This window comes from Marvinbryantia formatexigens DSM 14469, assembly GCF_025148285.1.
Classification (GTDB): Bacteria; Bacillota; Clostridia; order Lachnospirales; family Lachnospiraceae; genus Marvinbryantia; species Marvinbryantia formatexigens.
The window spans coordinates 3,122,929-3,136,668 of sequence record NZ_CP102268.1; the positions used below are offsets into that span (position 1 = coordinate 3,122,929).

Genomic DNA, 13,740 nt, shown 5'->3' on the forward strand with positions numbered 1-13,740 from the left:
ATGACCTCAGAGTATCCGACATAGACACTATAAGAGCGGGAGGCTCGTCAGAGAGCGGTCCCGCCCTTATGAATTTATATGTTTTCTTTGTCCCCGGTAATATAATAATCGCAGTAGCCGCCGCCGTCCGCCAGGGTTTTGCTGCGGTGCAGGACTCCGTGCTGGAGCGTAATCATCACATTATCCAGCTCGCAGAACAGCGGCATCAGCTCATCCACGCCCAGTTTTTTTGCATAGGCGCAGATAGGGCAGCGTGTAATCCGGTAATAACATGCTCCTTCGCAGGGCTGACCGACGAAATCCACCTTAAAGGAGGTTGGGTAGCGCTTCTCTTTTTCCGGTGTGTACCATTTCACATATTTTACAATATTCTTCTTGTTCTCACGTTTTCCGCGGTCCGTGTTCAAATCGGTCCGGCTGAAATACCATTTAATATGATACAGGGAACGGCGCATCATTTCCTGCACGATTGCGGGCGGAATTTTTTTCTGGCTTGCCACATAGGGGGAGACGAAAACAAGGGCGAACAGCTCATTGTATGCCATCGGATTATCGTTTCCGATATCGTCGGCTTCCGCAACAAGCTTCCGATAGGTCTTCCGGCTTTTCTTTATGATTTCATCCGCATAGGCTTTGCCGTAATTTTCTCTGAGCACCTGTTTCATCGGGCGCCTGAACAGCCAGAAATAAAAACCGTTATATTTCATGATAGTATCTCCTGCGTAGTTGATTTTTCGGGATATCTTTTTTTATCATACCACAATTTTGCGTGAATGGATACCATCCGGACATAAAAAAGTTTGCGAAAACTAACTTTTTTAAAAATTATAAATATTTTATACTATGTTTACTTGCCGTTTTGAAAAAAAGGCAGTATACTATCTGGGAATAGGAGGCGGTTAGTATGACCAAAATAGATATTATTTCCGGCTTTCTGGGCGCCGGAAAAACAACACTGATTAAAAAGCTGCTGAAGGAGGCGTTCTCCGGAGAGCAGGTAGTATTGATTGAAAATGAGTTCGGAGAAATCGGCATTGATGGCGGTTTCCTGAAGGAATCCGGCATTGAGATCCGGGAGATGAATTCCGGCTGCATCTGCTGCTCGCTGGTGGGGGATTTCGGAAAATCCCTGAAAGAAGTGGTGGACACCTATCATCCGGACCGTATTCTGATTGAACCGTCCGGCGTCGGCAAGCTGTCGGATGTGATCAAGGCGGTACAGGATGTACAGGAAAAGATCGACGCAAAGCTGAACAGCTTTACAACGGTTGTGGATGTTACGAAGTGTAAGCTTTATAATAAAAACTTCGGGGAATTTTTCAGCAATCAGATTGAATACGCAGGCGCGATTATTTTGAGCAGAACGGATAAGGCGAAGCCGGAAAAGGTGCAGGAGAGCCTGGCGATTCTGCGCGCACTGAATGCGAAGGCGCCGATTATCACGACGCCGGTTGCCAGTCTGCCGGGTGAAAAGCTTCTGGAAACGATGGAAGGAAGCAAATCTCTGGAGGAAGAGCTGCTTGCGGAGCTTCGTTGCCCGGAGTGCGGGGAAATCCATGAGCATGGAGAAACGTGCGGCTGCGGACATGACCACGACCACGAACATCATCATGACCATGAGCATGACGGACATGACCACGAACATCATCATGACCATGAGCACGATGACCATGACCACCATGAGCACGAAGACCATGAACACGGCGACCATGACCACCACGGGCACGAAGACCATGAGCATGGTGAGCACGACCATCATGGACATGAGGAACATGACCACGAGCATCATCACGACCATGAGCATGAGGAGCACGAACATCATCACGACCATGAATGCGGCTGCGGACACGATCATGACCATGAGCACCATCATCACGGACATCATCATGCGGATGAAGTCTTTACGAGCTGGGGCTGTGAGACGATTAAGACGTATACGAAGGATGAGATCAGCCGGATTCTGCAGACGCTGGAGAATGACAGCCAATATGGCACGATTCTGCGCGCAAAGGGCATGGTAGCCGGAGCGGACGGAGAGTGGATTTATTTTGACATGGTACCGCAGGAGCATGAGGTTCGCAGCGGTGCGGCGGAATATACCGGTCGTCTCTGCGTAATCGGTTCTGCTTTGAATGAAGCAAAGCTGGCAGAGCTTTTCGGCGTGTAGGACGGAGGGATTTTTATGAACCAGCCGGGTGTTATGGTTTATCTGATGACCGGGTTTCTGGACAGCGGGAAAACACAGTTTCTGAAATTCACGCTGTCCCAGGATTATTTCCAGATTCGCGGAAAGACGCTTCTGCTTCTCTGCGAGGATGGCGAGGAGGAATACGATCCGGAGGAACTGAAAAAGTATCACGTGGTAATCGAGCGGGTGGAACGGCAGGAGGACCTGACGGAGGAGTATCTGAAAGCGCTTGACAAAAAGCACCGCCCGAAGCGCGTGGTCGTGGAATACAACGGCATGTGGAAGGTAAGTGATTTTGAAAAACTGAAGCTTCCGAATGGCTGGGAGATAGAGCAGAAGCTGACGACGGTGGATGCCAGCACCTTCCAGGTATATCTGAATAACCTGAAGCCGCTGTTTGTGGAAATGGTGCGCGGCTCGGAGCTGGTGCTCTTTAACCGCTGCGAAGAAATCAAGCCGCTGGCGGGTTACCGCAGGAGCGTTAAGGTAGTCAGCCCGCAGGCGGAAGTGGTTTTTGAGGATGAAGAGGGCGAGATTGAAAATATTTTCGGGGATGAAATGCCCTACGATATGAATGCGCCCGTTATTGAGATACGTCCGGAGGACTACGGAATCTGGTACGTGGATGTTATGGAAAACCAGGAGCGCTACCGGGGAAAAACTGTGGAGTTTACGCTGCAGGCGAAGAAATATCCGGGCTTCCCGTCCGGCGTGTTTGTGCCGGGACGCATGGCAATGACCTGCTGTGCAGATGACACCACCTTCCTTGGCTATGTCTGCAAATGCGGGCAGCAGCCGGAGCCGGAGGACGGCGCCTGGGTGAAAATCCGGGCAAAAATCGGATTTGCGCATCTTTCCGTGTACCGCGGCGTCGGTCCGGTGCTGAAAGCACAGCTTATAGAGCCGGCGGAAGAAATCAAAGAGATGGTATATTTTAATTAAGCGATGTCAGGGCGCCGGCAATTACAGTGCATATTTCTGCAGCAGGGGCGCCGGCAATTACAGTGCATATTTCTGCAGCAGGGGCGCCGGCAATTACAGTGCATATTTCTGCAGCAGGGGCGCCGGCAATTACAGTGCATATTTTTGCAGCAGGAGCGCGCCGGTAATATCCGCCAGTATCCAGCCGATGGGGATGGAGACCCAGATGCCGGTGACGCCAATCTGCGGGATCGCGGAGAGCAGATAGGCGAGGATGACGCGCGTTCCGAGTGAGATAACCGTGAGTATAACGGAAATACCGGGGCGGCCGACTGCGCGGAAATAACCGTAAAAAAGAAACAGGATACCGATGCCGGAATAAAAGACGGCTTCGATTCGCAGATAGCCTGCGCCGATGGCAATGATATCGGCGCGGGAGCTGTCGACGAAAAGCCCCATCAGCGGGCGTGCAAAGAAGCAGACGGACAGCCCCACAGTCAGACTGAAGACAACGGCAGTGACGGCGGCACTGCGGATACCGGAGCGTATGCGTTCCTTTTTGCCTGCGCCATAATTCTGCGCGATAAAGGTGGAAAATGCATTGCCGAAATCCTGCACGGGCATATAGGCGAAGGAATCAATTTTGACAGCGGCGGCAAAGGCCGCCATCACGGCGGTGCCGAAGCTGTTTACGAGTCCCTGCACCATCAGAATCCCCAGATTCATCACAGACTGCTGCAGGCAGGTAAGTGCGGACAGTCCGGCGATATCCTTCAGAATAGAAGCATTCCAGCGCATATGCGCTTTTTTTATGCGCAGATGCGGGAAGCACAGATAGTAGTAAAGCAGGATACCGGTGCCGGAGACATACTGCGAGAGTGCCGTGGCGATAGCGGCGCCTTTTACGCCCCAGTGAAATACCAGCACAAACAGCAAATCAAGTGCTACGTTAAGAAGTGCACAGACGGCAAGGAAAATCAGCGGTATCACAGAATTTCCGACCGCGCGCAGAAGACTGGCAAAGTAGTTATAAAGGAACGTGGCGAAAATGCCGGCAAATACATACAGCAGGTATTCCTGCATCAGCGGGCGTATACCGGAAGGCACGCGCATAAACGTCAGAATAAAGTCCATACCGGGATAGACCAGGATATTCAAAAGCAGCGTGACAGCTCCAATCAGAAGAAAGGACAGAAAAAAACCGTTTTTCATACAGTCAAAATCCCGCCTGCCAAACTGCATGGAAAAAAAGGCTCCGCTTCCCATGCAGAGACCCAGCAGGATGGAGGTAAGAAACACCATTAGCGTATAGGAGGAGCCGACGGCGGCGAGGGCATCCGCGCCCAGAAAACGCCCGACGATCCAGGTGTCTGCCACATTATAAAGCTGCTGAAGAAGATTTCCTGCTATCAGCGGGAGCGCAAACCTTAAAAGCTTCTTTGTAATATTTCCTTCGGTTAGATCGTACTGCATACCGATACCTTTCTATACAGATCCATGTGGAAAATGCATTTCATATCTTTCAAATTATAGCATCCGGGCGCGGTCTTGCCAAGAAAATTGTGCAGAAGAAACAAAGAACAGTGGTTCACAAATTTTACCATAAATGATACAATAAATACGCAAATGCGAGTTTGAGAGGAGGATTTATCATGAGCAATACATTAGATACCATACTGACGAGAAGAAGTATCCGCAAATATAAACCGGACATGGTTCCGAAGGAAATTCTGGATAAAATCGTGCAGGCGGGCACGTATGCTGCTACCGGACTGGGAAAGCAGTCGCCCATTATCCTGGCAGTGACAAACAAAGAGCTGCGCGATAAGCTTTCGAAAATGAACGCGGAGGTTATGGGGACATCCTCGGACCCGTTTTACGGGGCGCCGGTCGTTCTGGTCGTGCTGGCAGATAAAAGCCGCGGGACTTATGTCTACGACGGCAGTCTGGTGATGGGAAATCTGATGCTGGCGGCGCATGAGCTGGGCATTGCAAGCTGCTGGATTCATCGCGCAAAGGAAGAGTTTGAAAGCCCGGAGGGAAAAGAAATTTTAAAATCTCTCGGAATCGAAGGCGATTATGAGGGAATCGGACACTGCATTCTGGGGTATGCTGATATGGAAGCACCGGAGGCGGTGCCGCGGAAAGAAAATTACGTATATTATGTAGAATAGAAACGGTGGAAACGGAAAATGTATATTATCGCAGGACTTGGCAATCCGGGCAGACAGTATGCCCACACCCGGCACAACGTGGGATTTGATACCATAGATGTGCTTGCAGAGAAATATAATATAAAAGTAGAATATGAAAAGGGCAGGGCGCTGACCGGCAGCGGCAGAATCGAAGGACAGAGCGTGCTGCTGGTAAAGCCGCTCACCTTTATGAACCTGAGCGGGGAGAGCATCCGGGCGCTGGCGGACTTTTATAAAATTGACGGGACATCGCAGCTTATTGTAATCTACGATGATATCAGTCTGCCGCCGGGGCAGCTTCGCATCCGCGAGAAGGGAAGCGCAGGCGGGCATAACGGCATAAAAAGCATTATCTCCCACCTGGGCGGACAGGAGTTTCTGCGCATTAAGGTGGGCGTCGGGGAAAAGCCAGCCGGATGGGATCTTGCGGATTACGTGCTCAGCCGTTTTTCGCAGGAGGAGCGTCAGAAGGTGGAGGAAGCGCTGAAGCGCGCCGCCGATGCCGCCGTGTGTCTGATGACGGACGGCGTGGAAGCGGCAATGAATGAATATAACAGGAAGGTATCAGAATGAAGGCATTTACTGCTCCGCTGAAAAATCTGGAGGAGTTTGAGCAGCTATGCTCCGGTCTTAAGAAAAACCGGGGGATTCTGCAGGTATCCGGCTGTATCGAGGCGCAGAAATCGCATCTGATGTACAGTGTTGGAGAGCCGTACAAAAAGAAGCTCATCATCACCTACAGCGAGCTGCGCGCAAAAGAAATCTATGAAAACTACCGGTTCTTCGACTCAAAGGTGCTGCTGTATCCGGCAAGGGACCTGATGTTTTACAGCGCGGACATCCGCAGCCATCAGATCGGACAGCAGCGCATGGCGGTTCTGCAGGCGCTTCTGGAGGAGGAGCAGGTGACCGTCATTACCACCCTGCCGGGGTGCATGGAGCATGTGCTGCCGCTTTCCTGCATCCGCGACCATGTGCTGGAATTTGCGCAGGACAGTGAGCTGAATCCGGAAAAGCTTTCGGGGCAGCTCATCGAGATGGGCTATGAAAAAACAGTGCAGGTGGACGCGCCGGGGCAGTTTGCCGTCCGCGGCGGAATTGTTGATATCTTTCCGCTGACGGAGGAAAATCCGGTCCGCATCGAGCTGTGGGGCGATGAGATTGATTCTATCCGCAGCTTTGACGCCGAAAGCCAGCGTTCCATTGAAAATCTGGAGACGGTGCGCATTTATCCGGCGGGTGAGGCGGTCATCAGCGACGTCCAGGCGGCAAAAGCGGCGGAGCGCATAAAAAAAGAGAGCAAAAAGCAGGAGAAAATCTTCCGTGACGCCATGAAAACGGAGGAAGCGCACCGTGTAAGAGAGACGGCGCAGGAGGTCTGCGAGCGTCTGCTGGAGCTGAAGGAGCGCACCGGGCTGGAAGCGTTTACTCCTTATTTATATGAAGAGACGGTATCTTTTCTGGACTATTTCGGCACGGACGCCCTGATTATGCTGGATGAACCGAACCGCATTGCCGAGGAAGGGCGCGCGGTGCAGGAGGAATTTTCAGAGAATATGAAAAGCCGCCTGGAAAAGGGCTATATTCTGCCGGGACAGACCGGGATTCTGTACGGGCAGCAGCAGATTATCGGAGAGCTGAACCGCAGAAACTGCCTGGCGCTCTGCATTATGGATCTGCCGCGCGATGAGTGGAACGTCACCGGCAGGTACAGCATGACCGTGCGCTCCATCAGCTCCTACAACAGCAGCTTTGAGCAGCTTGTAAAGGATCTGAAACGCTGGAAAAAGGAAGGCTACCGGGTAGCGCTGCTCTGCGCGTCGCGCACGCGCGCCATGCGTCTGGCGGAGGATTTGCGGGAACACGAACTGAACAGCTTCTTTACGGAGGATATGGACCGGGAGATTCAGCCGGGGGAGATTCTGCTTGCGCGGGGCAATACGCACAAGGGCTATGAATACCCGCTTATCCGCTTTGCGGTGATCACGGAGAGCGATATTTTTGGAAAAGAGAAGAAGCGGCGCAAAAAGCAGCGGCGCTATGAGGGTACCAGAATCGCCAGCTTCGCAGAGCTGAATGTCGGCGATTACGTGGTGCATGAAAGTCATGGTCTGGGTATTTACCGCGGCATCGAGAAGATAGAAGTGGACCATGTCATGAAGGACTACATGAAGATTGAGTACAGCGGCGGCAGCAATCTTTATGTGCTTGCGACACAGTCGGACGTCATCCAGAAATATGCCGGCTCTGAGGCAAAAACGCCGAAGCTGAACAGGCTGGGAACGCAGGAGTGGAACAAGACGCGCACCCGTGTGCGCGCGGCGGTGCAGAATATTGCAAAAGACCTGGTGGCGCTCTATTCCCAGCGTCAGAACCAGAAGGGCTTTGCCTACGGACCGGATACGGTCTGGCAGCGCGAATTTGAGGAAATGTTCGAATTTGAGGAGACGGACGACCAGCTTGCCGCGATTGAAGCAACCAAGCGCGACATGGAGAGCACAAAAATCATGGACCGTCTCATCTGCGGGGACGTGGGCTTCGGAAAGACGGAAATTGCCATCCGCGCCGCGTTCAAGGCAGTGCAGGAAGGCAAGCAGGTGGTGTACCTGGTGCCGACCACCATCCTTGCGCAGCAGCATTACAATACCTTTGTGCAGCGTATGAAGGACTTCCCGGTGCGGGTGGATTTGCTGTGCCGATTCCGCACGCCCGCGGAGCAGAAAAAAACGCTGGTTGATTTAAAAAAGGGACTTGTGGACATCCTGATCGGTACGCACCGCGTGCTTTCAAAGGATGTGGAATATAAGGACCTGGGGCTGCTTGTGATTGACGAGGAGCAGCGCTTCGGCGTCACGCATAAAGAAAAAATCAAGCAGCTAAAGACGAACGTGGATGTGCTCACGCTTACCGCGACGCCGATTCCGCGCACGCTGCATATGAGCCTGATCGGTATCCGCGATATGAGCGTGCTGGAGGAGCCGCCGATGGAGCGGACCGCCATCCAGACCTATGTGATGGAATATAATGAAGAAATGGTGCGCGAGGCAATCAGCCGCGAGCTGGCGCGGGGCGGGCAGGTTTACTATGTCTACAACCGTGTCAACACCATCGTGGAAATGACAAACAAGATCGCAAAGCTGCTGCCGGAGGCGAACGTGGCGTTCGCGCATGGGCAGATGAAGGAGCGCGAGCTGGAGCGCATCATGTACGATTTTATTAACGGAGATATTGATGTGCTGGTGTCCACCACCATTATCGAGACCGGTCTGGACATTTCCAACGTCAATACCATGATTATTCACGACGCCGACACGATGGGGCTTTCCCAGCTCTATCAGCTACGCGGGCGCGTGGGGCGTTCCAACCGGACGGCATATGCCTTTCTGATGTACCGCAGAAACAAGATGCTCAAAGAGGTGGCGGAAAAGCGTCTGCACGCTATCCGGGAATTTACCGAGCTGGGCAGCGGCATCAAAATCGCCATGCGCGACCTGGAAATCCGCGGGGCGGGCAACCTGCTCGGCGCAGAGCAGCACGGGCACATGGAGGCGGTCGGCTATGATCTTTACTGCAAGATGCTCAATGAATCCGTCCGCGAGCTGAAGGGAGAGGCGGACCCGACCGATACCTTTGAGACGACGATTGACCTTGACATTGACGCTTATATTCCGGAAAAATATATCCGCAACGAATATCAGAAGCTGGATATCTACAAGCGGATTGCGGCTATCGAAAACCAGGAGGAATACGACGATATGCTGGAGGAGCTGATGGACCGCTTCGGGGAGCCGCCCAGAGCCGTGCAGAACCTTCTGGCAATCGCGCATCTGAAGGCGGTCGCGCACAGAGCCTACGTGACGGAGCTGACGCAGAAGGGCGATTTTATCAAGTTTGTTATGTACGAAAAGACGCCGGCGGATCCGCGGAAGATAGAGAGCTGTATTGCAAAGCATCATGGCAGGATGAAATTTGTGATGGAGAGCAGCCCCTATTTTTTGTATACCAGAGGGCGCGTCACCAAAAAGAACAGCACCGACGTGCTTGCGCTTACACGGGAGCTTCTGGAGGATATCGGAGGATGCCTGGCAGAGAAATACGCGTCTGAATGAAGAAAATCGTTGCGGTATTTGAAAAAACGCGTTATACTATTTTAAATGGTGCCATGAAGCGTGCAGTGCGGAAACTATGCAGGCATCATAGCTGGAGCATTTGCTGCGGCATTTTTATAATGAAGGTAAAGCGAGGAGAATATTTATGATGAAGCCTGGAAAAAGATGGATTACAGCGGGGATTTGCGCCGGACTGGCGATGACGGCACTGACCGGTTGTTCTTCTGTGAATAAAAGTGATGTGCTGATGACAGTGGACGATACAAAGGTAACGCTTGGCGAGGCGGCATTCTGGCTGCGCTACAATCAGGCAAATACGGAAATGTATCTGGGCGGTCTTTTCGGGGACGGCAACATGTGGGAGCAGGACCTTTTCGGAACGGGCGAGGCTTATGGCACGACCATGAAGGAGCAGGTTCTGGACGATATTAAGGAAATGGTGCTGATGGAGCAGCATATGTCCGATTATGATGTTGAACTGACCGCGGAAGAGGAGGCGTCGATTGACGAAGCTGTGCAGGCGTTCCTTGATGCAAACGACGATAAGACGCTGAAGGCGATGTACGCCGACGAGGAGACCGTGGACCGGATGCTGACGCTGCGCACGGTGCGTGAGAAAGTGGAGGCAGCGGTGAAAGCCGGTGTTGACACGAATGTGACTGATGAAGAGGCGGCGCAGAAATCAATTCAGTACGTAAGCTTTACTGCCGCATCGACAACGGACGAGGATGGCAATACGGTAGAGCCGACAGACGAAGAGAAGGAAGCTGTAAAGCAGCAGGCGCAGGATGTCATTGATGCGGTAAACGGCGGAGAAACGCTGGAGGATGCCGTGGCTGCGGTGGACGAGGAGAAGAATGTTGTTTCCGCCTCCTACGGAGACGATGACACTACCTTGAACGATGCGCTGAAGGAAGCGGCGGATGCGCTCTCAGACGGCGAGATCTGCGCGGAGCCGGTGGAAATGAGCAGCGGAAACGGCTGGTATGTTGTTTACATGGTATCCACGTTTGATGAGCATGAGACGGAACACCGCAAAGAAGAAATCATTACCGAGCGCGAGGACGAGCTGCTTACTACCACGCTGGATGGCTGGGAGCCGGAGGTTTATGAGGTAGATGAGGAGCTCTGGGATAAAATTACCTTTAACGTAGGCTTCAATTCTCCGGAGGCGGAGACGGAAGCGACAGAGGCAGGCAGCACGGAAAACGCGACGGAGGTAACGGAAGCGGATACCACGGAAGCAGAGACGACGGAGGCAGAAACCACCGAAGCTGATACGACAGAGGCAGAAGCTTCCGAAGCGGAAACCACGGAGGAAGCATCCGAAACAGAAACGGAAGCGGAGACATCTGCGGAGACAGAAACAGAGACAGAATCAGAAGACGCCTGAGGCGAATCCGGGCAGTAATAAAGGCAGAATGTGTGGGGATGGTGCTTCGGCATCATCCCTTTTGTTTTATATATACGACAAAAATGTCCGGTGGACGTTTTTGGGTTGCTATACATTTGCAGGGCAGGATTTTTCACAGTTTTCCGGTATGAGAGAAAGAGCGGGAGAGGAAGGGCATGAAGAAGAACAGGATTTTGATTGTGGAGGATGAGGAAAAGCTGGCAAGGACGATGGGGGACTTTCTGAAGTTCCAGGGCTATGATGTCTGCTGCGCGGCAAACGGCAGGGAGGCGCTCGCCACCTTTTATAAGGAGCGCAAAACACTGGATCTGATCCTGCTGGATATCATGATGCCGGATATCAGCGGCTATGAGGTTTTGAAGGAAATCCGCAAAACCTCCAACATCCCGGTGATTATGCTTACAGCGCGGTCGTCGGTGGAGGACCAGATGAGCGGGTTTGAGAAGGGCGCGGATGATTATATTACAAAGCCTTATACGCTGGAGCTGGTCAGGCTGCACATAGAGGCGGTTCTGAAGCGCGCCGGAAAGCTTGCGAATATTCTGGAATACCAGGATATCAGCGTAAACCTTGACGCAAAGAAGGTTTACTGGAAGGATAAATATATCGAGACGACCCGCAAGGAGTATGAGCTTCTTGTATATTTTATAGAAAACAGCGGAATCGTGCTGGCGCGCAACAATATTCTCGACGCGGTCTGGGGCTACGACTATGTGGGCGATATCCGCACGGTGGACACGCTGGTAAAGCAGCTCCGCAAAAAACTGACAGAAGAATGTACGTATATCAAATCGGTTTATGGAGTCGGCTATTTATTTGGGGAAGGAAATTATGAGGAATAGCGAAGAACAAAAACTGCGGAAAAATCCGGCGTTTTTGCTGCTGATTTCGGCACTGCTGGTTATACTGCTTTATGCGTTTCTGGCGTATCCCATCTATACCCGCATGAAAATGCAGGTGCTGAAGCGTGCGTATAAAGAGGTCAGCGCGATGAATCTGGCGGTGATGGACGAGGAGGAGACGGAGATTCTGCAGAGCTTTTATGCGGATAAGCTGGAATTTCTGATTACGGATGAAGATTTTGCGCTTGTCTATACAAATAAAAGCCAGCCGCCGGAGCAGCAGATTGAGCGGTACGTGAAATCACACATTGAGGAATATGGACCGGAACCGGCGCTGTCCGTCCGGGAGTATGGCTCCTTCTGTGTTATCCGCCTGCGGGCGCTGCTGGAATCGCAGGGAAAGCAGTATTATGTATTCATCCGCTGCGAAATCCACCAGGCGCATGAGATTATCGGCTACACGACCGGGTATCTGATCCTTGCGGTTCTGCTGCTTGCCGGCGTGTGGTACCTGTTTCTGGAAAAACGGGGACGGCGCCTGGCTTTTGCGGATGCGGGGGAGACGCCGCAGAATGCTGCCGGGGAGCAGGATGGAAATAACGCCGGAGTGCAGCACAGCATTGACGAGGCGGAGAAGGAATTTGTGGCGAATATTTCCCACGAGCTGAAAACGCCGCTGGCAGTGATTTCCGGACAGGTGGAAATGCTGCAGTATATGGGCTCCGAGATTGACCGGGATTATTATTTTTCTTCTATCCGGGAAGAAATCGACAAAATGACGGAGCTGGTGGGCAATCTTCTGGACATCACGATTATGGACCATCACATGGAAAAGATGGAAATGAGCGAGGTCAATCTTTCCGATATGATGGAATACATGGTCCTGAAATACGATGCGCTTTTTAAAAAGAACAGGATAAAGCTGCAGAGCTCGCTGGAAAAAGACTGCATTGTCCGCGCGAACCGTATGTATCTGGAGCAGGCGGTCAATAATTATATGATGAACGCATTCCAGCACACCGCGCAGGGAAAATGTATGCGCATCCGGCTTTTACGGCGGGATGACGCGGCACGCATCGAAATCTACAACGAGGGACCGCAGATTCCGCCGGAGGATTTGCAGCGTATCTGGCAGAGCTTCTATAAGAGTGGACGTGAAAATCCGGAAAAAAATAACGGCCTCAGCAATGCCGGGCTCGGACTTTACATGGTGAAAAAAATTGTCGAGCAGCATGGCGGCCGCTGCGGAGCCGAAAACTGCGAAAAGGGCGTACTGTTCTGGATGGAGCTATAAAATTTTTGCGAATGGCCGGATGGAAGTTGACAAAAACTATGAAAAAGCATATTATAATGATGGGTGGGAAATCCCACTGCAATCAATAGGAGGTGACGATGATGGAAGCAGTAAAAGATTATACGGTCCATATTGACAGCAAGAAGCGTGTAACACTTCGTGGCGCGGCATATCAGTATTATAATGTAAAAGAGTACAAGAATGGCTGTATTATTCTGGAGCCAAGAGAGCTGACCGTTCCGGAGTCTGTCTCTGCAAAAACTCTGAGCGTTATGGACAGGGCGATTGCTAACTTCAGAAAAGGCGATGTATCGGAAGCAGTTGATCTTTCAGATTTCTAATGAGGTCAAGTATGGGGTTTACAATCAGAATGGGTATTCCGGAGATGCTGGCACTCTGGACAGAGCTGCAGACGAAGCACCGGAATGGAACAATTAAGAAAAAGGATGAAGAACTTTATAAGAAATGGGGTAACGCGTTAAAGAAACTGTCCGCTGATCCGTTTTATCCGGGATTACAGACGCATGAGATTCCACCATTATCTAAGCGATATGGAGTAAAGGTCTGGCAGTCCTATTTGGAAAATAAGAACAGCGGAGCTAGACGAATGTACTGGGTATATGGTCCGAACCAGCAGGAAATTACCATCATTGGTTTGGAGCCACATCCGGAAGATTCAAAAAATGGCGCATACGATAGAATCGCATTATCTGATTTACCAGAAAACGGAATACGCAATACGATGAGACCAATCAATTGAAATTTGAACGGAAAACA

General features: G+C 51.6%; 12 protein-coding genes. 10 read left to right on the forward strand and 2 right to left on the reverse strand.

Annotated elements, in window-relative coordinates; translation table 11 throughout:
* Positions 1-74 precede the first annotated feature (74 nt).
* Entirely contained in the window at positions 75-707 is a 633-nt protein-coding gene (locus NQ534_RS14670) for an L-2-amino-thiazoline-4-carboxylic acid hydrolase (protein ID WP_006861533.1), read from the reverse strand.
* Between the two features lie 197 nt (positions 708-904).
* On the opposite strand from NQ534_RS14670, the gene NQ534_RS14675 reads away from it, so the two are divergent.
* Entirely contained in the window at positions 905-2,167 is a 1,263-nt protein-coding gene (locus NQ534_RS14675) for a CobW family GTP-binding protein (protein ID WP_006861535.1), read from the forward strand.
* Between the two features lie 15 nt (positions 2,168-2,182).
* Positions 2,183-3,130, forward strand: coding sequence for a TIGR03943 family putative permease subunit (locus NQ534_RS14680; RefSeq protein ID WP_006861536.1), 948 nt, complete (start codon positions 2,183-2,185; stop codon positions 3,128-3,130).
* Positions 3,131-3,259: 129 nt separating this feature from the next.
* Here NQ534_RS14680 and NQ534_RS14685 read toward each other — a convergent pair whose 3' ends face one another.
* On the reverse strand, positions 3,260-4,582 hold the full coding sequence (locus tag NQ534_RS14685) for an MATE family efflux transporter (protein ID WP_006861537.1): 1,323 nt from the start codon (positions 4,580-4,582) through the stop codon (positions 3,260-3,262).
* Positions 4,583-4,761: 179 nt separating this feature from the next.
* On the opposite strand from NQ534_RS14685, the gene NQ534_RS14690 reads away from it, so the two are divergent.
* The 8 genes from NQ534_RS14690 to NQ534_RS14725 all read left to right on the forward strand — a co-directional run bounded on the left by NQ534_RS14690 (position 4,762) and on the right by NQ534_RS14725 (position 13,723).
* On the forward strand, positions 4,762-5,283 hold the full coding sequence (locus NQ534_RS14690) for a nitroreductase (protein ID WP_006861538.1): 522 nt from the start codon (positions 4,762-4,764) through the stop codon (positions 5,281-5,283).
* Positions 5,284-5,301: 18 nt separating this feature from the next.
* Positions 5,302-5,877 (forward strand): aminoacyl-tRNA hydrolase, encoded by a 576-nt coding sequence (pth, locus tag NQ534_RS14695; protein WP_006861539.1) that lies wholly within the window; start codon positions 5,302-5,304, stop codon positions 5,875-5,877.
* Entirely contained in the window at positions 5,874-9,413 is a 3,540-nt protein-coding gene (gene mfd / locus NQ534_RS14700; RefSeq protein ID WP_006861540.1) for a transcription-repair coupling factor, read from the forward strand. The genes pth and mfd overlap by 4 nt, the downstream gene beginning before the upstream one ends.
* A gap of 145 nt (positions 9,414-9,558) precedes the next feature.
* Entirely contained in the window at positions 9,559-10,806 is a 1,248-nt protein-coding gene (locus NQ534_RS14705) for a hypothetical protein (RefSeq protein WP_006861542.1), read from the forward strand.
* Between the two features lie 176 nt (positions 10,807-10,982).
* The gene (locus NQ534_RS14710; protein ID WP_006861544.1) at positions 10,983-11,669 is read left to right on the forward strand and encodes a response regulator transcription factor; all 687 of its coding nucleotides are present in this window, start codon (positions 10,983-10,985) and stop codon (positions 11,667-11,669) included.
* Positions 11,659-12,963 carry a sensor histidine kinase gene (locus NQ534_RS14715; RefSeq protein WP_006861545.1) on the forward strand — a complete coding sequence of 435 codons (1,305 nt, stop codon included), beginning with the start codon at positions 11,659-11,661 and terminating at the stop codon, positions 12,961-12,963. Before NQ534_RS14710 ends, NQ534_RS14715 begins: the two co-directional genes overlap by 11 nt.
* A gap of 101 nt (positions 12,964-13,064) precedes the next feature.
* On the forward strand, positions 13,065-13,304 hold the full coding sequence (locus tag NQ534_RS14720; protein WP_040782945.1) for a hypothetical protein: 240 nt from the start codon (positions 13,065-13,067) through the stop codon (positions 13,302-13,304).
* An 11-nt stretch (positions 13,305-13,315) separates the two neighbouring features.
* Positions 13,316-13,723 (forward strand): hypothetical protein, encoded by a 408-nt coding sequence (locus NQ534_RS14725; RefSeq protein ID WP_040782858.1) that lies wholly within the window; start codon positions 13,316-13,318, stop codon positions 13,721-13,723.
* The last annotated feature ends 17 nt before the right edge of the window (positions 13,724-13,740 follow it).

What these genes read in the sequence shown, in the direction of transcription:
- NQ534_RS14670 (WP_006861533.1), bottom strand. Translation starts at nt 707, where the DNA reads ATGAAATATAACGGTTTTTATTTCTGGCTGTTCAGGCGCCCGATGAAA.
- NQ534_RS14675 (WP_006861535.1), top strand. Translation starts at nt 905, where the DNA reads ATGACCAAAATAGATATTATTTCCGGCTTTCTGGGCGCCGGAAAAACA.
- NQ534_RS14680 (WP_006861536.1), top strand. Translation starts at nt 2,183, where the DNA reads ATGAACCAGCCGGGTGTTATGGTTTATCTGATGACCGGGTTTCTGGAC.
- NQ534_RS14685 (WP_006861537.1), bottom strand. Translation starts at nt 4,582, where the DNA reads ATGCAGTACGATCTAACCGAAGGAAATATTACAAAGAAGCTTTTAAGG.
- NQ534_RS14690 (WP_006861538.1), top strand. Translation starts at nt 4,762, where the DNA reads ATGAGCAATACATTAGATACCATACTGACGAGAAGAAGTATCCGCAAA.
- pth (WP_006861539.1), top strand. Translation starts at nt 5,302, where the DNA reads ATGTATATTATCGCAGGACTTGGCAATCCGGGCAGACAGTATGCCCAC.
- mfd (WP_006861540.1), top strand. Translation starts at nt 5,874, where the DNA reads ATGAAGGCATTTACTGCTCCGCTGAAAAATCTGGAGGAGTTTGAGCAG.
- NQ534_RS14705 (WP_006861542.1), top strand. Translation starts at nt 9,559, where the DNA reads ATGATGAAGCCTGGAAAAAGATGGATTACAGCGGGGATTTGCGCCGGA.
- NQ534_RS14710 (WP_006861544.1), top strand. Translation starts at nt 10,983, where the DNA reads ATGAAGAAGAACAGGATTTTGATTGTGGAGGATGAGGAAAAGCTGGCA.
- NQ534_RS14715 (WP_006861545.1), top strand. Translation starts at nt 11,659, where the DNA reads ATGAGGAATAGCGAAGAACAAAAACTGCGGAAAAATCCGGCGTTTTTG.
- NQ534_RS14720 (WP_040782945.1), top strand. Translation starts at nt 13,065, where the DNA reads ATGGAAGCAGTAAAAGATTATACGGTCCATATTGACAGCAAGAAGCGT.
- NQ534_RS14725 (WP_040782858.1), top strand. Translation starts at nt 13,316, where the DNA reads ATGGGGTTTACAATCAGAATGGGTATTCCGGAGATGCTGGCACTCTGG.